The sequence below is a fragment of the Halobacteriovorax vibrionivorans genome (assembly GCF_003346865.1).
In the GTDB taxonomy this organism is placed as follows: Bacteria; Bdellovibrionota; Bacteriovoracia; order Bacteriovoracales; family Bacteriovoracaceae; genus Halobacteriovorax_A; species Halobacteriovorax_A vibrionivorans.
On sequence record NZ_QDKL01000003.1, the window covers coordinates 345,965 to 366,209 of the forward strand.

Genomic DNA, 20,245 nt, shown 5'->3' on the forward strand with positions numbered 1-20,245 from the left:
ATTGATTATAATGTATATATGAAAAAAATTTTAGTATTATTTTGTATTCTTTTCCATTTAACAGGGCATGCTTATCGTTTTGCCATAACAAAGGCAAGACAAACAGTTGTTTATGCTGATGTCGACCTCGCGGCCCCTATTGGATATATCAGAAGCGGTAGGAAGCTTAAGGTTGGAGATACGAGTTTAAAACAAGGTAGCATTGTCCCTTTAATCGTTTCTGGAAAAATAGCCTATGTTAAAACAAGTGATATCAGCTTTACAATCTCTGGCTCAAAACTTGAGCATAGAACTCCAGAGCTAACTGAGCATGAAATTGATAAAATTTTCAAAAGTGATGCTGAGAAACTTAAAGAAAATAGCTACTTAAGTCTTGATTACATGCGAGTTTCACCAGGCAGTGACTGGCAAGACTTTCATGAAAAATATAGCAATACAGATGCCCCGGCTTTTAATCGAATCAACCTTGCTATTGAATACCGAGACCCAAAGTCGAGAAACGGCTTTAAGCTTGGACTGGGTTATCTCTTTGGTTCAAGTGAAAATACAAAAATCACTAGTATCTACGGGGATTTTCAATATCAATTTCGCATTATTAATCGATCAAGTTTTGCACTTGAGGCCTATGCAGGACTCATTATAACTGGAGACTTTACACAAGAAAACTTTGGTGAGAAGTCAGCTGGAGGCGCTTGGGGATATAATGCAGGAGGAAGAGTAAGGATTGCACCTTTTTCGGCCCTAGGATTCTATGCTCAAGCAGCAATAGTATCTTATAATTCTTACTCAATGGATGAAATCGTTACTGAGACTGTTTCTTCTGTAGGTGGCGTATCTTTAGGTGTTGGTATAAGTTATCGACTATAAAAAAAGCCTAGCTAAAAGCTAGGCCTGTATATTTAGAAACAATTTATTGAAGCATTTTCTCCAGATTCATTTACATATTCAATGAAAATTTCATCAAGCTTTTCATCATAATTAACTGTAATATAATACTGATCAAAGCTTTCTTGAATAAAAATTGAATTTTTAAGGCTTACGATTGCATTATAGCTAATTGTATTTCCATTGAATGCCTTATCACCTTCTGCTCTAAGATTATATAATCTAATTTCTATATCTTCATCAGTACGAGCAGAATTTTTCTGTCCATCAAGACATACATTTCGATAGTCGTTTAAAAGAACATCACGGATTTTGTCTTCAATTTCACGTGCACCCCAGCCAGTTTTAGCACCCCAACCAGTCTTTCCAAGAACATCAGATACATTTGGTAAGAGTTCATCGAATACGACAGTAGAAAACATTGCACTTGTGTTTAAAGAGATAATGAGTGTGAGAAAAATAGTTTTAAGCATATAGTGTATTCCTTTTAATGCCTATTTATCCTATATTGGCGTCATTTACTCAACCATGTGTGTAATATCTTTAGTTCATTGTATAAATTAGTAAATTTTCAAATATTTCACAGATTTTGCTAAATTTATTTGAAAAAAGAGACGAAACGTAAGTTATGGATATTAGAGGTATAGACCTATTTAGCTATATTGATTATCGACTTTATTTAGAAGATGTCTTTAGTGAGCGAAAAAAACTTGATCGCAAGTACACTTTTGGAAAGTGGGCAAAAGAGCTTGGTATCTCAAGTGTTTCAGGTCTAACTATGATCTTAAAAGGGCAAAGACATCCTGGCCCTAAGCTAATTAAGAAATTAATAGAGAATCTCAAATTAAATGAAAAAGAAGCAGACTTCTTTACATCTCTTGTTCAAGCAAAAAAGAATGCAAAAGGAGATGAAGAAGTATTTCAAGTTATTGCTCAAAAGCGTGTGACGGATATCTCCAAAAAAGAAAGGCAAGTTGAATTTAAATGGGAGATGGCCCTAATTAGAGAGATGTTAAAGTGGAAGAACTTTAATACAACTAAGGACTTAAGCTCGCTACCAATTATTTTTCAATCAAATGAAGGTTATCAAGAGATTATCGAACAAATGAAAAGCTCAACGATAATCAAAGAAGAAAAGAAAAAAATTAGTCTTAATCCAGATTACGAACCTCAATACAAACTTGAGATGTCACAATTTGTCCCTCTCCATCAAGAAATATGTGATCTATCAGATGATAGTTACTATATGCCAAAAGAGCAAAGAATTCTTGAGCACGTCCTTATCAATGTAAAAAAAGAAGACTTAACTAAGGCAAGAAAAAAACTATATGAATTCATCCAAGAATTTACAGATGAGTTTGATAGAGAAGATGGTAGCTCTGATGATCATCAAATCTTTAATTTAACCACACTATTCTTTCCATTTACAAAATAGAAACTTATTTAACATTATGAATGTAGACAGAACTTAGCTTTCCAGGTCCCATACAATGTAGCCTGATCTGCATATTTTTATCAATTTGAGCATGACCAATTAGTGCACATTGCGCAGGTATTGAGTAGTGATACTTGAGTTTCGTTGATAACTCATTACCATTTTTTGTTATAACGCTTATGTTATTTCCAAATAATCTTTGCATATCGGTATAGATTGCACCTTTAGAAGTATCAATTTGTGACATTTGAAAGATTTGAGAAAAGTTAGCACCTGGGAAACTAGACTCTCTATTAATAGAACGCTTAGAGTGATTCACGATCTTATTATCTACAATTTTTAATAAGTGAATATTATATCTTCCTTCAACGTATATTGAATACTCGCCTTGACCTTCATCAAATGCTGCAAGAATTGAAGAAAGTGGATCTTCCCACTCACTCTCAAACCTTAAGGTCTTAGATGAATCGGAGAATTTAAATGCAAGCTTGTTACGTTCTTGCTGTCTTGTGATGAGATAGTTTTGAGTGAACTCACCATCAACAGTAGATCTAATCGTTGTAATATTAGACTTATGAATTTGTAACGATCGATTCTTTTTAACGATATTAAAATTAGTTGTATCATCAAAATTAATCACATAGTAATTATTAAAACTGACCTCTCCTACTGCAAAAATTAACTTCACACTCCCCTTCATTAGAGATTTATTATCTTGCTCAAGAAGTGATACAAATTGTAGATTTTCAAAAAAACTAAGGTCTAGCTTTTCTCTTAACTTAGAGTCAAAATCATAAGACTCTAATGTTCTAATTTGTAACTTAACTTCTTCGTCGACAACCTCAGGTAGAAGATAGTATGGACGTTTCTTTTTAACGTTATTTAAATAGTCGATTGGATCTTGATTATTATCAATTTGAGGTAAATCAAAAACTCTTGAAACAAGCGGTACTAAGACATCACCAAGAGATTTAGACGTGGTTTTAATAAAATTAAAATAAGGCCTTCCACGATTAAAATTCAATCCACCAAATTGTGTAGCATTTAGTTTCCATATTGATTTTTCACCAAATAGTGGTTTCCCAGCTACATCATATGAAGCGAGGATATATTCTCTCTTATCTTTAGAAGTTCCATACACAAGAATATCTTTTGTACCATCTAGATTCATGTCAGCTTTTAAAACACTAATGACATTGATATCTGTTGCAAATTTAATTTGCATTGGTGAATACTCTTTTTTTGCTTCATTTAGATAGAAAATACTTCTTAATGAACGATTATTTAATACATAATAATCCTGTGTTGCTTTATTAGCAGTGAAATCGATTACTTTTAACAGAGCTGAACTTTTAATATTAGGTGCAATTCTTAACAGAGCGCCTGCTGCAATCTTAGTGATCACCTTGGCCTCATCTAACTTAATTGGCTTAACAAGCTGTAGACTTGCCTTTTTAGAAACAAGAACCTTATCAGATGAAGTGATTAATTTTATATTAAAATTTTGCCAAGACTCAATATCAAAAGATTTAATTTTTGACTTAAGCTTTATCTTATTGCGTCCATTTACTATTTCTTTGTCAAAGCAAGTATCTTTAATAAGTATGTCACTATCAGACGTTAGACATACTTTATGAGCTGAAATTGATTCATTTGGATTATATACTTCAAATTCAAATACAATATCTCCACGAGGAGATACTTCTAATGTATCCATCTTCTTAGTAAGAAGAACAGGATAAAGATTCTTAACTAGAAGAGATCTCTTGTAATCAACACTAGGAAGCCAAGAGTCTTTAGAATAATTTGTGCTTGATTGATTCAAGACAGATAAGAATTCATAGCTATTTTTAACAATTCCTTTTAACTTTAAGGCAGCTGCAAGTGCTGTCACATGAGCAATAGCGTAAGAAGTTCCACTTTTAAGATCATATTGACCAATACGAAGAACTTTTGATTCCATATTTGTTGGAATCGTACTAATTAGCTTCTCTCCAGGAGCATAGATATCAACAACCTGACCAAAGTTAGAGGATGCAACTTTTTCACCTTGAATATCAATCCCACCAACACAAATAACTCCATCATAATTACAAGGAAAGATATTCTTTTTCTTATTATTATTTCCGGCAGCAGCAACAACAATCACATCTTTTTCTAGGGCGTAATCAATTGCACTAATTAGCTGTGGAGTTTCGATTACTTTTGGAATACCAAGAGAGAGATTAATTACATCAGCACCATTATTTACAGCAAAAGCTATAGCACGAGCTATATAACTTGAAACGACCTTACCTTTATAAGTAAAACCCTGAAAGTTTGTAATGGCCTTAATTGGCATAATTTTGATATTTTTAGGCAATAGGCCATCGATACCGACACCATCTTTCTTAGCGGATAAAAGACCTGCAACAAATGTACCGTGTCCTTCATTATCTGAAACGTCAGCATTACCATCTAGCACATTATAACCACGACATGGTAATTCTTTCTTTTCTTCTTCACTCTTACCAATACATTCAGGATAGAGCCAAATATTATCTTTTAATTCAGGATGATCGATATCGACACCAGTATCAATAATAGCAACTAAAGACTTTTTATCATCAATACTTTCTAAGTCCTCGTCAGAAAAGTAATTAATATCGACACCATCAACGCCTTTGATTTCTTTAAATTCTAATTCTGATACTTTTCTTGAATATGATTGTGAATTATTATCTATAGACCATTGTCTAGAAACTAAATCGATACTATTAGCATTCACAACAAAATATACAGCAGAAAGCAATAATGTTTTTAACAAGTGAGTTCTCATTAATTAAGATCCTCCCTATACCACAGGCCTTTAACTTCTGCTTTAATTAGATTAAGAACAGATATTAACTTACCAATAGGCCCACCAAAGCTTCTCGTATTGATCTTTCCATATGAATTACCTTCAATAGGAGCTAGCATTAATTCATGATCAACGCGATATCCTGAAAGCTTAGATTCAACGTATAAGTTTCTTTCACCAAAGAAGTCTAAAAGAGTACGTGCATCAATGTAGCGAGCAAAATAATGACCGACATGAGAGAGGCACTTTAAACCTTTTTGAGCTTTATCTTTTCGTAAATACTTCCTACACCAATATAATTTATTAGATATTACATCAAGATCCCCACAACGAAGACGTTGAGAGCGTGTTTGCCCTGAAGTATTGCGGTCGTGACGACGATGTCTCTGGTGACAATTTCTAATAATCATCTTATTTGATAACTCATCTAATTCTCTATCTGAGATATTAAGAATTCTCTTAACTGCTCCATCAAAGAAATGAATCTTTGTCTCAAGTCGTGCAAAGTGCATATCTCCGGCATCAGATGCATCTGATTTTGTATATAGCTTTAAATTAAAGTCCTCGTTTTCCTTTTTAAGTTTCTTTCTAACAACTTTTTCTTTAATTACAGCTCTTTCATATGTTTTACGATAACTCATATAAAGCTCTTTCATATTGCTGATTTCAACTTTTCCTTCGTCATCAATAAGCTTTGACTCTAAAGTTGTCTCATGTGTAGTAGCTGCTCCAAAGAGATTCTTTCCTGGATTCTTATAATAATGTTTGGCTTCAGACAAAAATGGAAGATCATCGACATCAAAGCTTGAGCCAATTTCACTAATATATCTCTTTAAAAGGTAGCCACCCATGTTGCGAAGAAACTTACTATAATTGACACCATCAAGTTCACCATGACTAGCAGAAACTAATTTTATATCAAGGCGATTCTTTATTTTAACCAGTATTTCACTAAATGTATTAAGAGACTTTTTAACAAGAAATAAAAAGTTAAAGTTAAAGAGACTGTCGTTTGAATTATTATAAACTTGAATATCTTCTTCTCCCATCGCATCGTTTGTACGATCTCTTAATAAAGAGATAAACTTAGCAACGTTCTTAGAAAAATCTAATTCATCCTGGTCTGGATCAAGATTGATTTGATATAATTTCATATCAAGCTTTGAATCTATCTTCTTTCCTTCAAACATAACAATTGGAATAAGATATGATAATCCACCTCGAACCCTAAGTTCATTTACACGTGCATCATCATAATAAATATGAAAATTATATTTTGATTTTCTAGTAATATGAATACGTGATAACTCTTTATACTTCTTACTTACACTCCCATAACCGTTAGCAACATCAAACAGAGGAGCATTTATAGAAAGTGTAATATCAGGAACCACTGAAGTTGATATAATAATCGACTCTCCAACCCCAAAGTTCTCTGAAATTGAGCGGTATATATCAAATAGCTTTTCTTTTTTATCTTCCTCATCATTTGAAGCAGATAAATATTGAGTAAGATTCTTTTGTAAGACCTTAAGTGTTTTTCCTACAAGCATATTCTTATAAGGTGTTTTAATTGCTTGCTTAAGATCTTCGACAGGCCTTACATGAGTATAGCTTGTATGAATACCAATATTAGGAAATAACGATCCACTGGTTGTTTGAGAGATAAACCTTTCAAGCCCAATAAAGAGTCCTAAATTTGTTGTAAAACCAATGGTATCTGCTAATTGAACAAAGTTATCTGTACCAAAGTTTTGACCTACGACAACATCTCTACCAAATAAAATATTTCCACTTACAACAGGAGACTTCCAGCTTGAAAAAGGAAGTGGTGGAAATTGTCCATGTTCTTCAAAATAATCTAAAGCAAATTCTTTATTTCCTTCAAAGTCTTCTTGCAGCCATTTTATTTTTGCATCCGAAATATTAAATAGTTTTAAGTTTTCACTCACCTTACCCATAATTCCAGAAAAAGCTGCTGATTGAGCTTCTCCAAAGAGAAAAGATGGTAGATGATCAAGTGGACCTTGAGATGCTCCAAAACTGAATTGTCCAGCGTAGCCCTCAAACTTATGAGGCTTTAAGTGTCCATCTTTCACTAATTCGTGTTTTATTTCTTTTTTAAAGTCATATTGCTTGGCCTGAAGCTTTAAAACTTCAACCAAATTATTTCGTCTAGCAATTAATTTCTCGATAAGAATCTTTTCAACGATTGCGGGATAGTGAGAGGCCTTTACTAATGCCGTTATATCTTCACGATCAAGCTCGGCCACAAGTCTTGCCATCCAAAGCACATCATCATATGTTGCATCGAAATCTGAAGTTGTAGGATAATCAAAAACGAGATGTTCATTTTTTATTTTTAAGAAATTATATGAGAATTTATTAATTGATTCATTTAAATTAAGATAAGAATAGATCACAATTAAGCTTCTAAGGGATCTCAAATCTTTTGAGTCATTTAAAGATGTCAGAGCAACGTCATAGAAATCACTTTCTTGTGGCATACGAACAAAGATATCTTTTAGAACTAGATAATTCGTACCTTCTTCAACTAGCCAATTCTTATATGATGCTCCTAATTGAGTTACTAGATCAACGTCTTTAAAGAAGTCTTTTTGTCTTTCATTTTTAAAATTGATACGCACTTCTTCTAAATATTTTGAAGCTGGGATAATGTAGCCAAGCCTTCTTAGAAAATGCTTACGAAGAAGTATTGTATGTAGACTTTTTGAAAGGTGTACCTGGAAATTACCTTCATTATTTGAAGCATTAAATCGTAAGATACTTGCAGGAGAGCTGATTGTTCCCTTGAAATCTAATTCATGGCCTTTATAAATTGGTAATTCTTTGTCATCACGCTCATGATCAGCGAAGTTATTGTGACCGTTCCAAAGACTTGAAAGTACAGGTGAAAGCTTGGATAGGTCCACTCCTTCTTGTTGTAATTCGAAGGCTTGTTCTGAGTCGATAGCACCATATTTAGGACTATAGAGATCAGCAGCAGGTAAAGACTCACCTTTAATAGCAACCAAACCAGTGGAAGCAAATGTCTTATAAGACATACTGACTAAGACAATAAATAATATAGCTGCTTTAAATAAATTCATTGCCCTAACTCTATCAACATATGGAACGAAATAAGGAGAAATTGAAACAAATTCAAGTATGTAAATAATGTGAACAGTAATTAGTTCTCTAAAAACAAAGGGGCCAATTTAGGCCCCCTCTACGGTGTGGTATTTCTTGTCTTATCAACAACTTATAATTCAATTGATAGTAGCTCTGGAAGGATAACATCTTCGATATTCTGAGTTGTCGTTCCTAAGTGGCCAGCTACATCATCAATGATTTGTTCACGTGCATTTAGATCATTCTTTGCGGCCATGAATTCCTCAATCGACTTACCTGTAAAGTGCTTGATATTATTTGCAATTGCTTTTTGGTCTTCTTCAAGAAGTTCACCATTTTTGGCATTTTCTAGCATTCTTGAAACTTCTTTTTCCATCGTTACTAGAGAAAGAGCTTTATCTGAAGGAAGTTTAAATGCTTGAGAATAAAGAGAAGCTTTATTAAACATTTCTAACTCTTCATCATTAGCGGCCATAAGACCTGTATCCATTGTTTCTTCTTCATCTTCATAGTAGTAACCAGTATCAAAACCTTCAAATACTGGATCACCAAATACATCGTAACCTACGTGATCAACGATTTCGTAATCATCACCCCAACCGTCACCGATAATTCCATAGTCCCAAGCATCATCACTTTGAACATCACGGAACTCATCAGCTAGACCTTGGTTATTTGAGTAGTAGTCCCAATAAGCAAGAGTTCTAAGGTATGTAATATCAATAGCTACAAATTCATTATATTTAGCATCCCAGTAAACAAAGAAGTCTTCTCTAAGAGAATCATATTCATCTTTTTCAAGTGTATTTAGGTCATAGTAATAAGGATCAACACTATTTAGAGCTGATACAAATCCATTTGCTGTAACATAAGGTGACGTGTAAGTACCGTAAGTCGAAGAAGAACTGCTTCCTCCACCTGAACGTCCACAAGATGCGAATAAAGTTGCTAGCGCTGCAATAACCAATAAGTTTTTCATGTAATTTTCTCCCTACGTTTCAAAAACTCGACACCCCTCGCTGCCGATAGTGTTAAAGTTAAATCTTCTTGATTTAAAATTGAATAGTGAAACTATTTCAAGATTCATGCCAACTTTTACACCACATAATTGACGTTTTTAGTAGCATACTGGCCCCAAGTTGAAAAATTAACAGGTGCTTAATGTAACTAGATATTATTTTAGGACCAGAATGCACCTTGCAGCACATCATTTAACGCTGTGCTCTTCATAAGCGCTCAAGATCCTTTTAAGATTGACCACTTAGACAATATTACTTATATTTTATATTTAAAATATTAACGTGTTTTTGAGTAAAGAATTTCAAGATGAAAGTAACTGAAAATATGGAAATTGAGATTATCGAGGCCAGTCTACTAGACTATCTACCTCATTATGAAGCTTTCTTTTCAAAAGTCGGCTTTAAGCGCATTGAAGGCGCTGTCTTTGGTGTACTCGTTTATTCTCCAAGGGCCCTTGCCTCTGATGAGATTGAAAAGATCTTAGGTCTATCGCAACCAGCAGTTTCAAGTGCCTTAAAAACACTTTCAACATATAAGATGGTTCTAACTAAGGATCATCCTGAAATTAAACGAATGAAAATCCATGAGGCCAATGATGATGCCATCAATATCGTTTCCAATATTGTAAAGAAACGTGAACTTGAAATCATCGAAGAGTTTGAGAATATCACTTCAGAGTCTTTAAACCTTATAAAAGATGAGAAAAGAAAAACACGACTAACAAATATTTTAACGACAACTCGATTTGCAAAATCATTGAGCGAATTCATCATCTCTATCAGCAAAGAATTAGATAATCCTTATATGGCCATTGAGAAATTCCCAGTTGTAACGAAAGTATTAAAAAACTCTATGACAGATATTAATCAACTTAAATCAGGACTTAAAACTGGTTTAAGAAACTCATTTCTAAATATTGTATCAAAAATTGAAAATGAAAAACATAATGGAGCAGGTAAATGAATCTATCACGCGTTGTGATTACAGGTGTTGGACTAACAGCACCAAATGGAAATAATTTAAGAGAATTCCGCTCAGCACTTCTTGAACAAAAGTCAGGAATCACATACGAAGAAGTTCGTTTTATGGGAGAGATTCCAGTTGGAAAATGTGACTTTGATGTGAAGAAGCATCAAAAAGGAAAGATGAGAAAACGTGGAACACGCGTAGGAAGTATCTCTGTTTATTGTTCTAAAGAAGCACTAGAAGACGCAAATCTCAATATCGATGAAATGGATAAGTCTCGAATTGGAATCTATCTTGGAATTACTGAGCATGGGCCAGTAGAGACAGAAGAAGAATTATTCCAATTCTACAAGAATAACAATGAAGATAATTCACTTTGGACTCATCACCACAATCCAAGAACAGTTGCCAATGCTCCTGCTGGTGAAGTTTCACTAAATCTAGGAATTACAGGGCCTCACTATACAATAGGTGCTGCATGCGCGGCCGGGAATATGGGACTAATCCAAGCGGTACAAATGTTACAACTTGGAGAAGTTGATCTCGCTCTTGCAGGTGGTGTATCAGAGTCTGCAAATTCATTTGGAAACCACGTTTCATTTAAAGCGCAAGGTGCACTAGCAGACTTCCCAGAAGATCAGACTAGAGCAAGTCGTCCACTTGATAACAATAGAAATGGAATCGTTATCTCTGAAGGTGGATGTGTATATACACTTGAAAGACTAGAAGATGCACTCGCTCGTGGTGCAAAAATTTACGGTGAAATCGTTGGCTATCATACAAATAGTGATGCCTCAGATTTCGTATTACCAAATCCAGAGCGTCAAATGCAATGTGTACATAAAGCAATTGAGAAAGCAGGACTTACAATTAAGGATATCGATATTGTAAACCTTCATGCGACAGGAACAAAAATGGGCGACATCCAAGAAGTTTCAGGAATTAAAGAAGCATTTAAGGATGCTCCAGAAGTTGCTGTTAATTGTACAAAAGGCCTTATTGGTCACGCAATGGGTGCTGCTGGTGCATTAGAGCTAGCAGGAAACCTTCCAAGCTTTGAAGATGGAATGGTTCATCCTTGTCACAAAATTGATGAGATCGATCCTGAATGTGCAATGGATCAACTCGTTTTAGAAAAACCACTAAAAAAAGATGTGAAGTATATCCTAAACAATTCATTTGGAATGTTAGGTATTAACTCAACGCTAATTATAAAAAAATACGAAGCTAAGGCTTAATTTAAAGTAAAAAGAATTACAGGAGAAGAAAATGACACCAGAACAAGTAAGACAAATCGTTGTAGATATTATTGCAGACATTGCTGTTGATGATGATGTAACAACAATCGATGATGCAACTCCACTAAGAGACCAACTAGATCTAGACTCAATGGACTTTCTAGACATCGTTATGGAACTTAAGAAACAACACGCTGTAGAAGTACCTCAAGAAGACTACCCAGAGCTTGCTTCAATGAACTCTTGTGTTGCTTATCTAACACCAAAATTTCAATAAATTGATACATGGCCACCAAAGGTGGCCAATTTTTAAAAAGAAACGATATGACACAAAAATATGATGTAATTGTTATTGGCGCTGGGATGAGTGGACTTGCTGCAAGTATTAGGCTTGCGATGTTTGGTAAGAAAGTTGTCTGCCTAGAAAAGCACTCTATCTCGGGAGGACTGAATTCATACTACCGTCGAGGTAAAAGAAATTTTGATGTTGGTCTACACGCTCTAACTAACTTTGCACAAAGAGGAGAAAGAGGAAAACCTCTTACAAAACTCTTAAAACAACTACGTATTCCATGGAAAGAGCTAGAATTAATTGAACAAAAACAATCAAAGATTATCTTTCCCGATACAACTCTTACTTTCAACAATGACTTTGCTACTTTAGTTCAAGACATTGCAGAAAAGTTCCCTACTCATATTGATGAATTCAATTTATTTGTGGAACACATAAAAGACTTCAATGAAGTCGCCCTAACTAATGAAACATTTATGGCAAAAGATGTTGCCAGAAAATATATAAAAAATGAAAAGCTTATCTCAATGATCTTTGCACCTTTGTTGATTTATGGATCTGCATGGGAAGACGACATGGATTTCTCTCAGTTTGTAATCATGTTTAAAAGTATTTATCTTGAGGGTTTTGCTAGACCAGATGGAGGTGTTCGAAAGATTATCAATCTCCTACTTGATAAGTATAAAGATCTAGGAGGAGAACTTCGTTTTCGCGCAGGTGTCCAATCGATCAATACACAAAATGATAAAGTAACAAGTGTTACCCTAGAAAACGGTGAAGTCCTTGAATGTGAAAAAGTAATCTCAAGTATGGGACACCCTGAAACAATGTCAATCACTCAAGGCCAAACATCTCAAAAGATAGAAGTAGGCCCGATGACCTTTTGTGAGACTATTCTGTGTTTAGATGAAAGACCTAAAGACTTTGATATGAATGACACTATTCTCTTTTACAATGAAAGAGAAGATTATCAATATCGAGCTCCAAGCGACTTTATCGACGACAAAAGTGCAGTCATTTGTTTCCCAAATAATTTTGCAGATGATGATAACAATGAAGGCCTAATTAGACTTACTTACATGGCAAATTACGAAAAGTGGAAAGAACTAGTCAATACTGATCGCAAGGCCTATTTAGCTAAGAAAAATGAAATATACGAGCAATCATTAAAAACTCTTAAAACAATATATCCAAATGCGAAGCTTGATGTGAAATTCAAAGATGTTTTCACACCTCATACAATTGAACGCTACACAGGCCATATGCGTGGATGTGTTTACGGCTCAACTCAGAAACTACGTGATGGTAGAACACCAGTTAATGGACTGTTTTTATGTGGAACAGATCAGGGATTCCTAGGAATCATAGGCTCAATGCTAAGTGGAATTTCAATGGCAAACTTACATGGCCTAATGGAATAAGAAAGGAAAAAAATGAAGTATAATAATGTCGTAATAGAAGACTACGCATATATAGATCCTCCAGAAGTTTTAACAAGTGATAAACTTGAGGAATTACTTGAACCTATATATACAAGATTAAAACTTCCTCATGGAAGACTAGAGCTTATGACGGGAATTAGGTCACGAGGTTTTTGGCCAAATTCAACTAGGCCAAGCTCAATTGCAACTCAGGCAGGAGAAAAGCTCCTAGAAAAGCTTTCTAAAAAAGGTATTCAAAAAAGAGATATCAAACTGCTAATTAATTCCAGTGTATGTCGTGACTTCTTAGAGCCCTCAACGGCTTCGGTTATTCACTCTAATTTAGAAATGCCACAAAGCTGTAGCCTATTTGATATCTCAAATGCTTGCTTAGGTATGATTAGTGGATGGGAAGTTGTGGCAAATATGATTGAAACAGGTGCTATTAAGCGTGCAATTATTCTATCTGGTGAAAATAGCGCTCCCCTTTTAGAAAACACAATTAAAACACTTAATGAAGATCAAACAATTACAAGAAAAAGCGTTAAAAAGTTTTTTGCAAACTTAACAATTGGATCTGCAGGTGTAGCATATTGTCTAGCTCATAAGAGCGAGGCCCCTAATGCACCTCAAATTACTTCAATAATTAACAGAAGTGACTCGACAGCAAATAAGCTATGCCAAGGCGATGGTAACCCAGAGACACTTGTCATGGAAACAGACTCTGAAGAATTACTAAAATACGGAAAGGCACTAGCAAAGAAAACTTTTGAAGAGTCTCAATTAAAAGCTAATGAGATTGATATCGTTATCGGCCATCAAGTTGGTAAGGCACATAAAGAAGTCGTTCTAACAGAGCTAGGACTAAATAAACATCAAACATTTGATACATTTGATACTTTAGGAAATACAGGCTCAGCAGCGCTTCCTATTACACTTGCAAAAATGAATGATGAACAGGGAATTGAAAAAGGTAAGAAAGTTGCTCTTGTAGGAATTGGTTCTGGTCTTTCTTGTTCTGTACTAGGAGTAACTTGGTAATGGATATGACAATCGATACTTGGCAACACGAATACCCATTTAGGAATAATTTTCTTGAAATCAATGGCAATAAATATCACTATCTGGATGAAGGTAATCCTGAAGGTGAAGTTGTTATCATGCTTCACGGAAATCCAACGTGGTCATTCTATTACAGAAATATTGTAAAAGAATTACAAGAAGATTATCGTTGCATTGTTCCTGATCACTTTGGATGTGGCCTATCAGATAAGCCACAAGACTATGAGTATACATTAGAAAATCACATCAATAACGTCCTAATGCTTATTGATCAACTCCAAATAAAGAAGTTTAAACTTCTAGTTCACGATTGGGGTGGAGCTATTGGAATGGGTGTTGCAACATCAAGACCAGAAAGTGTAACAGGTGTTATTCTACTTAATACAGCTGCATTTAAGTCTCTTGATATCCCAAAAAGAATTGCTCTTTGTAAGCTCCCTCTTATTGGTGAGCCAATGGTTCGCACGTTTAATGCTTTTGCTTGGCCTGCAACATTTATGACCACAACAAAGCCTCTAGCTAAACATATTAAAGAAGGTTATCTCCACCCATATAATAGCTACAAGAATCGAATTGCTACAGCTCGATTTGTAAAAGATATTCCTCTAACAAAGTCCCATCCAAGTTATGGAAGATTAGAAGAGATTGAAAATGGACTAAAGAACGTAAAATGTCCAAAAATGTTTCTCTGGGGCGCTAAGGACTTCTGTTTTAATATGAAGTTCTTAAAGAGATGGAAAGAGTTTTATCCCCAAGAGGACTCAAAGACTAAGTATGTCGTATATGAAAATGCTGGTCACTATGTGATTGAAGACGAAAGAGAAAATTGTCTTAAAGAAATAAAAGGCTTTCTGAATGAATATAGCTCTTAGAATTGAGAACTGGGCACAAAAAACTCCAGACAAGACTTGTCTTAAATTTCCAGTTAAAACAGGCAGTGGATATAAGTATGACCAATTAAGTTTTAAAGCGTTTAATGACTTAAGTTCTCACTATGCGGCCTGCTTAAATGAAGAAGGTATCCAAAAAGGAGACAAGGTCTTACTTTTTGTAAAACCATCATTTGACTTCCCTGCCCTTACTTTTGCTCTCTTTAAACTAGGGGCCATCCCTATTCTAATTGATCCAGGAATGGGCCTTAAAAACCTTTTTAAAGCAATCAAAGATGCAAAACCTGACTATCTAATCGCAGTTAATATCGTGCATATTCTAAGGCTATTTAAAAAAGATAGCTTTAAAACAATTAAGAAGTATTTCACTACAGAAAGTAAGATACTTTCTTCTTTAACAACAATTAGTTCACTCAGAAATAAAGAACATAGGGACTTTAGTACACAAGAAGTTGCCCCTCAAGACTTAGCGGCCATTCTCTTTACTTCCGGTGGAACTGGTAGGCCAAAAGGTGTTGAATACACACATGAAATATTTAACAGACAAACTGATGTGCTACAGGAATTATTCAATCTAACTGCTGAAGATATTGATGTTCCAGGGTTTCCTCTATTTTCATTTTTTACCATGTCAATGGGAATGACTAGCGTAATCCCAGACATGAACCCGAGTAAACCAGCAAAATGTGATCCCGAAGCACTCATTAAAAATATCAATGATAATAAGGCAACATTTGTTGCTGGCTCACCTGCTATATGGGATAGAGTTGGACGTCATCTAGAAAAGACGAATCAAACACTCGATACTGTAAAATACATTGTTATGTTTGGTGCTCCTGTTCGCAATGAAGTACATGAAAGACTACTTTCAAGACTGACTCGTGAAGATGCGGACACATATACACCATATGGAGCAACTGAATGTTTGCCAGTTAGCTGTTTTAACGGAAAAGAAGTTCTTACCAAAACACAATTTGAAACTGCTAAGGGTTCTGGTACTTGTATTGGTCTACCTTGTCCAGGCGTAGAAATTAGAATTATTAAAGATGTAGACGGCGTAATTAAAGATATAAAAGATACAAGGCAGCTTCCTAGCGGAATGATTGGTGAAATTATTGTGCGAACGAAAACAGCTACTGCCGCTTATCATGAATTAGAAGACAAAACACGAGAAGCAAAAATCTATGACGGTGATACATTCTGGCACCGCATGGGTGATATTGGAAGAATTGATAACGAAGGTAGACTCTGGTTTTATGGACGCAAGGCCCATCAAGTAAAGGCCCATGCCACGACATATTATCCAATCTCAATAGAAGCAATATTTAATAAACATCCATTAGTTGAGAAATCCGCTTTGATATGGATTCTTAAAAATAATCGCATTAGACCTGCTTTAAGTGTTGAACCAAATTCATTTGTCATGAATAAATCTCGCTTAAAACAAGAGTTAAAGATCATGGCCAATCAACACTCACACACAAAAGATATCGATGAGATTTATATCTGCTCAAAATTTCCAGTTGATATTCGCCACAATATAAAAATTGATCGCAAGGCTTTATCAAAACTAGCACAAGCAGGGAAGCTGAGGTAGTCATGAGAGTCTTAGTTACAGGTGTTACTGGCTTCTTAGGCTATCATATTGCAAAAGACTTATTAAAAGATGGACATGAAGTAATCAACTTCTCTCGTCGACACACCTCAGAAGTTGACGAGCTCGGTATCGAAACAATTAAAGGCGACCTAACTAATTATGAAGATATTAAAAATGCCTTAAGAGATATCGATGCAGTATTCCATGCTGCAGGAAAAGTTGGAATGTGGGGGAAGAGTAAAGACTTTCATCGCATTAATGTTGATGGAACAAAGAACCTTGTAAATGCTATGAAGGAGCAAGGTGCAAAATATTTAATCTACACAAGTACACCAAGCGTAGTCTTTGGAAAAGACGAGATTAAAAATGGAGACGAGTCACTTCCCTATCCAAAAAAATATCTTAATGAATACGCAAAATCCAAATCTATTGCAGAACGATTTGTCCTAGAGTCAAATGGCCATGGAATACTAACAACTTCAATTAGGCCTCACTTAATTTATGGAGAACGCGATAAGAATATCATCCCAAGACTTATTCAAAGGGCAAAAAGTGGCCGTTTAAAAATTATTGGTGATGGCCAGAATTTAGTTGATATTAACTACGTAGAGAATGCATCACATGCACATGTCATGGCCTTAAAAGAGCTATCTACAGAGGCCAAGAATCAAGGAAAAGCATATTTTATTGGCCAAGAGAAACCCGTCAACCTATGGGACTTCATTAATAAAATACTAGAGGCCAAAGGTGAAAAGCCTATTAGTAGTAAAGTTTCTCTTAAGATCGTATACTTTATTGGCCTTATTTTCGAATTAGTTTATAAGCTTCTAGGAAAGTATGACGATCAACCACCAATGACACGTTTTGTGGCCCTACAAATGGGAACTTCTCATTATTTCAAGCATGATAATGCAAGAGTTGATTTTGGTTATTCACCTAAAATAACAATTGAAGAATCACTTGAGAAGATAAAAAACTAGCGCACTTAAAATCAAGCGATAAACTAAAAAGTAACCAAATTGGATTCTCTTTATAAGTTTCATAAAATAGTGAATAGTAGCAAGGCCCACAAAGAATGAAACCAACATGCCTATTGCACAATTAAAGAGCTCAAATTGCACACCTTGTGGTTTAGACATTAAGTTATAACTTTTGAGCATAAAGGCTGCAAAAATAAGAGGCAGAGATAATAAGAATGAAAATGAAGAAGCGTCAGCTTTAGAAAGCCCTAAGAATCTTGCCGCAGTAATTGTAATACCTGAACGTGATACACCTGGGAAAATCGCCAGTACTTGAGATAGTCCAATTACAATAGACGATGAGGCACGAAACCCTTCCATATTCTTATTTGTTTTACTTATGCGATCTGATATGAACAATAAGATACCAAAGAATGCTAAGTTGAATGCAATAAAGACTTCATTTCTTCCATAAGCTTCAGCAACTGGTTTTAAGATTAATGCAAAAAAGCCTGTAAAAAAAGTTGCGATCATAAAGTTCTTAGTGAAATCATCACATGTTTTTCCAGGTAGAATAAAGAAAATTGCATTCTTTGAAATTCTTAAGACATCTTTATGGAAGTAGATACCTACGGCCAAAGCTGTTCCCACATGCATAGCTAAATCAAAGAATATTCCTGGGTCTTTAAACTCATATATGAATGGAAGTAAGGCCAAATGACCAGAGCTTGAAACAGGTAGAAACTCTGTTAATCCTTGAATTATTCCATAAACAATGGCCATCCATAATGTCATTTCAACTTTTCCTTAACTTCTAAAATTGGCTTTTTATCTTTTAATTTTAGGCCAAGAAGAATGTCATTGAAACCCTTAATTGTCGCTTTAGAATAAAATATGTCTTTTCTTTCTAATGCCATTTTAAAAACTAAAGAATAACGCTGCAAGGCTGAACGTACAGTATCGATATAATCTTGCTGATTAGACTCTAGGGCAGATAAAGCAGACTCAACGTAAACTCCTAAAATATATCTTTCAAAGTTTCGTCGATAATCTTTACTCTGATCAACTTCATTTAAAAAATCAAAGGCAAATAAAGGATTAAACAAGCTCTCCTTAATCCAAATATCATATCTCTCCTCTACTTTCTTTCCCCATCTAGCTTTGAAAAAAAGTGCGTTAGACAAAGCGGCCTGTGACTTATCATTATCAAGATGTCTGTCCCAAACACTTTTATAAACAATAGGCCTTAACTGTGAGAGACTAAAAAAAGTTTCACGGTATATAATATTCTCACCAGAATAATCTTTTTTACGTACAAATATAGTGTCTCCACTTTTAATGAAGTCCACATAATTATCGTGTGTTAATTCAAGTAACTTAGATAGCTCTAGTTTCATTTGAAGGTATGGTAGGAATTGGAAATGCCCTTTCATCATTAATTTAGGAATATTTTTATAATCAACAAGAAAAGCATTTGATATTAATTGAAACAGCTCTAGTGATGCTCGTTGATTAATATAGAAGTAGTCCTTGTCATCTTTAATTGATAACTCCAGCGATTTATCAAGTTCGGGATAGTACAGGCTAAAAAACCAAAGATTATTTTTGGCGACTTTAACAAGCTCATAGAGATCAAAACGTGAAGCTATTTTAAAACTGCCCTTAATTGAAAGTTTCTTATCCCATAGAGAGACTAAAGGACGAAAGATTGTTTTTGATGAAACCTTTCTAATTTCATAACTTGGAATAAGCTCAAAACGCCCATCTGCCAAGTTTGTGAAACTAGAAAATCCCAAAGTTTTTGAACCAATTTCTTGAAAAGATTCAAAGTCCTTAATATCCCCTTCCACAAAACTCTTTAGGCCATAATCAACTTGTTGCTGTCCTAGAAGTTGTTGCTTATACATCAAAGGACTAAAAGGTGTTAAGGCGACTGCTATGAGACAGATTAACGTAGCAAAGAAGTAAGAAATTACTTTTGAACGATACACTAAGCGAGATGCTGTTAATTTAGAACTCCAAGGATGTTCAATTTCTCTAGAAAAGAGGTCAAGTACAACACGAATAGGTAAAAGTATTAATCGCATAATGGCGGCCAATCTTCGCAAAAAGAAGCTAGGGGCCATAATTCTTACACCACATATTAATTGTCCAAAAGTTAAACTGAACAACAGAGCGCAATAGAAATAATAGAAGAAATAAGTCACGACAAAAACAAAGAGATGCTGGATCGAGAGAGAATCCTTTGAAATATGAAAAACAGAGTTGGCCAGTGCCAACACGAACTCATTTGACAATAATCCGTAGCTTAAAAACAAACATAGGCATAAATCGATTATAGTGGCCGTAGTCTTTAAATATCGTTTCGGTGTAAAAAACATAGAGATTTTGCTTCCAAATAATAGTTATTTCTTAAAACGGCCACAAAATTTGGCACTATATTTTTAGAAATTTTGAAATTTAGATATATTTTAACACTATGAAATGACGTGATCCAATTCATAATTTC

16 protein-coding genes are annotated in these 20,245 nt (G+C 34.7%); 10 read left to right on the forward strand and 6 right to left on the reverse strand.

Annotated elements, in window-relative coordinates:
• The first annotated feature begins 18 nt into the window (after nt 1–18).
• Nucleotides 19–867: a hypothetical protein gene (locus DAY19_RS12400; RefSeq protein ID WP_115362913.1), complete on the forward strand. Its 849-nt coding sequence runs from the start codon at nt 19–21 to the stop codon at nt 865–867.
• Nucleotides 868–899: 32 nt separating this feature from the next.
• Here DAY19_RS12400 and DAY19_RS12405 read toward each other — a convergent pair whose 3' ends face one another.
• Nucleotides 900–1,358 carry a hypothetical protein gene (locus DAY19_RS12405; RefSeq protein WP_115362915.1) on the reverse strand — a complete coding sequence of 153 codons (459 nt, stop codon included), beginning with the start codon at nt 1,356–1,358 and terminating at the stop codon, nt 900–902.
• Between the two features lie 155 nt (nt 1,359–1,513).
• Between DAY19_RS12405 and DAY19_RS12410 the strand changes: the two genes are divergently transcribed.
• On the forward strand, nt 1,514–2,320 hold the full coding sequence (locus tag DAY19_RS12410; protein WP_115362918.1) for a TIGR02147 family protein: 807 nt from the start codon (nt 1,514–1,516) through the stop codon (nt 2,318–2,320).
• Between the two features lie 4 nt (nt 2,321–2,324).
• Here DAY19_RS12410 and DAY19_RS12415 read toward each other — a convergent pair whose 3' ends face one another.
• From DAY19_RS12415 to DAY19_RS12425, 3 genes are all read right to left on the reverse strand, one after another.
• Nucleotides 2,325–5,138, reverse strand: a complete 2,814-nt coding sequence (locus tag DAY19_RS12415) for a S8 family peptidase (protein WP_115362920.1) — start codon at nt 5,136–5,138, stop codon at nt 2,325–2,327.
• Nucleotides 5,138–8,269 carry a hypothetical protein gene (locus tag DAY19_RS12420; protein WP_115362922.1) on the reverse strand — a complete coding sequence of 1,044 codons (3,132 nt, stop codon included), beginning with the start codon at nt 8,267–8,269 and terminating at the stop codon, nt 5,138–5,140. Before DAY19_RS12420 ends, DAY19_RS12415 begins: the two co-directional genes overlap by 1 nt.
• 152 nt (nt 8,270–8,421) lie before the next feature.
• Entirely contained in the window at nt 8,422–9,270 is an 849-nt protein-coding gene (locus tag DAY19_RS12425; RefSeq protein WP_115362924.1) for a hypothetical protein, read from the reverse strand.
• A gap of 347 nt (nt 9,271–9,617) precedes the next feature.
• On the opposite strand from DAY19_RS12425, the gene DAY19_RS12430 reads away from it, so the two are divergent.
• From DAY19_RS12430 to DAY19_RS12465, 8 genes are read left to right on the forward strand one after another with little or no spacing between them, the layout of a single operon-like run.
• Complete coding sequence (locus DAY19_RS12430) at nt 9,618–10,274, forward strand: GbsR/MarR family transcriptional regulator (RefSeq protein ID WP_115362926.1); 657 nt, start codon at nt 9,618–9,620, stop codon at nt 10,272–10,274.
• On the forward strand, nt 10,271–11,515 hold the full coding sequence (locus tag DAY19_RS12435; protein WP_115362928.1) for a beta-ketoacyl-[acyl-carrier-protein] synthase family protein: 1,245 nt from the start codon (nt 10,271–10,273) through the stop codon (nt 11,513–11,515). Before DAY19_RS12430 ends, DAY19_RS12435 begins: the two co-directional genes overlap by 4 nt.
• Nucleotides 11,516–11,546: 31 nt before the next feature.
• Nucleotides 11,547–11,792 carry an acyl carrier protein gene (locus tag DAY19_RS12440; protein ID WP_115362930.1) on the forward strand — a complete coding sequence of 82 codons (246 nt, stop codon included), beginning with the start codon at nt 11,547–11,549 and terminating at the stop codon, nt 11,790–11,792.
• A 47-nt stretch (nt 11,793–11,839) separates the two neighbouring features.
• A complete protein-coding gene (locus tag DAY19_RS12445; protein WP_115362931.1) occupies nt 11,840–13,228 on the forward strand; it encodes a phytoene desaturase family protein in 1,389 nt (462 codons plus the stop codon).
• A 12-nt stretch (nt 13,229–13,240) separates the two neighbouring features.
• A complete protein-coding gene (locus tag DAY19_RS12450) occupies nt 13,241–14,269 on the forward strand; it encodes a 3-oxoacyl-ACP synthase III (RefSeq protein ID WP_115362933.1) in 1,029 nt (342 codons plus the stop codon).
• Complete coding sequence (locus DAY19_RS12455) at nt 14,269–15,162, forward strand: alpha/beta fold hydrolase (RefSeq protein WP_167849483.1); 894 nt, start codon at nt 14,269–14,271, stop codon at nt 15,160–15,162. Before DAY19_RS12450 ends, DAY19_RS12455 begins: the two co-directional genes overlap by 1 nt.
• A complete protein-coding gene (locus DAY19_RS12460) occupies nt 15,146–16,777 on the forward strand; it encodes a fatty acid CoA ligase family protein (RefSeq protein ID WP_115362937.1) in 1,632 nt (543 codons plus the stop codon). Before DAY19_RS12455 ends, DAY19_RS12460 begins: the two co-directional genes overlap by 17 nt.
• A gap of 2 nt (nt 16,778–16,779) precedes the next feature.
• Nucleotides 16,780–17,757 carry an NAD-dependent epimerase/dehydratase family protein gene (locus DAY19_RS12465; RefSeq protein ID WP_115362939.1) on the forward strand — a complete coding sequence of 326 codons (978 nt, stop codon included), beginning with the start codon at nt 16,780–16,782 and terminating at the stop codon, nt 17,755–17,757.
• Here the strand turns inward: DAY19_RS12465 and DAY19_RS12470 are convergent.
• Entirely contained in the window at nt 17,734–18,531 is a 798-nt protein-coding gene (locus DAY19_RS12470) for an undecaprenyl-diphosphate phosphatase (protein ID WP_115362941.1), read from the reverse strand. The genes DAY19_RS12465 and DAY19_RS12470 overlap by 24 nt on opposite strands.
• Complete coding sequence (locus DAY19_RS12475) at nt 18,528–19,823, reverse strand: hypothetical protein (protein WP_115362943.1); 1,296 nt, start codon at nt 19,821–19,823, stop codon at nt 18,528–18,530. The genes DAY19_RS12470 and DAY19_RS12475 overlap by 4 nt, the downstream gene beginning before the upstream one ends.
• Nucleotides 19,824–20,245: the final 422 nt, after the last annotated feature.

Bases quoted from the DNA above. Each gene is read 5' to 3' on its own strand.
- DAY19_RS12415 (WP_115362920.1), bottom strand. From the start codon at position 5,138: ATGAGAACTCACTTGTTAAAAACATTATTGCTTTCTGCTGTATATTTT.
- DAY19_RS12410 (WP_115362918.1), top strand. From the start codon at position 1,514: ATGGATATTAGAGGTATAGACCTATTTAGCTATATTGATTATCGACTT.
- DAY19_RS12445 (WP_115362931.1), top strand. From the start codon at position 11,840: ATGACACAAAAATATGATGTAATTGTTATTGGCGCTGGGATGAGTGGA.
- DAY19_RS12475 (WP_115362943.1), bottom strand. From the start codon at position 19,823: ATGCGATTAATACTTTTACCTATTCGTGTTGTACTTGACCTCTTTTCT.
- DAY19_RS12420 (WP_115362922.1), bottom strand. From the start codon at position 8,269: ATGAATTTATTTAAAGCAGCTATATTATTTATTGTCTTAGTCAGTATG.
- DAY19_RS12455 (WP_167849483.1), top strand. From the start codon at position 14,269: ATGGATATGACAATCGATACTTGGCAACACGAATACCCATTTAGGAAT.
- DAY19_RS12450 (WP_115362933.1), top strand. From the start codon at position 13,241: ATGAAGTATAATAATGTCGTAATAGAAGACTACGCATATATAGATCCT.
- DAY19_RS12470 (WP_115362941.1), bottom strand. From the start codon at position 18,531: ATGACATTATGGATGGCCATTGTTTATGGAATAATTCAAGGATTAACA.
- DAY19_RS12430 (WP_115362926.1), top strand. From the start codon at position 9,618: ATGAAAGTAACTGAAAATATGGAAATTGAGATTATCGAGGCCAGTCTA.
- DAY19_RS12425 (WP_115362924.1), bottom strand. From the start codon at position 9,270: ATGAAAAACTTATTGGTTATTGCAGCGCTAGCAACTTTATTCGCATCT.
- DAY19_RS12440 (WP_115362930.1), top strand. From the start codon at position 11,547: ATGACACCAGAACAAGTAAGACAAATCGTTGTAGATATTATTGCAGAC.
- DAY19_RS12465 (WP_115362939.1), top strand. From the start codon at position 16,780: ATGAGAGTCTTAGTTACAGGTGTTACTGGCTTCTTAGGCTATCATATT.
- DAY19_RS12460 (WP_115362937.1), top strand. From the start codon at position 15,146: ATGAATATAGCTCTTAGAATTGAGAACTGGGCACAAAAAACTCCAGAC.
- DAY19_RS12435 (WP_115362928.1), top strand. From the start codon at position 10,271: ATGAATCTATCACGCGTTGTGATTACAGGTGTTGGACTAACAGCACCA.
- DAY19_RS12405 (WP_115362915.1), bottom strand. From the start codon at position 1,358: ATGCTTAAAACTATTTTTCTCACACTCATTATCTCTTTAAACACAAGT.
- DAY19_RS12400 (WP_115362913.1), top strand. From the start codon at position 19: ATGAAAAAAATTTTAGTATTATTTTGTATTCTTTTCCATTTAACAGGG.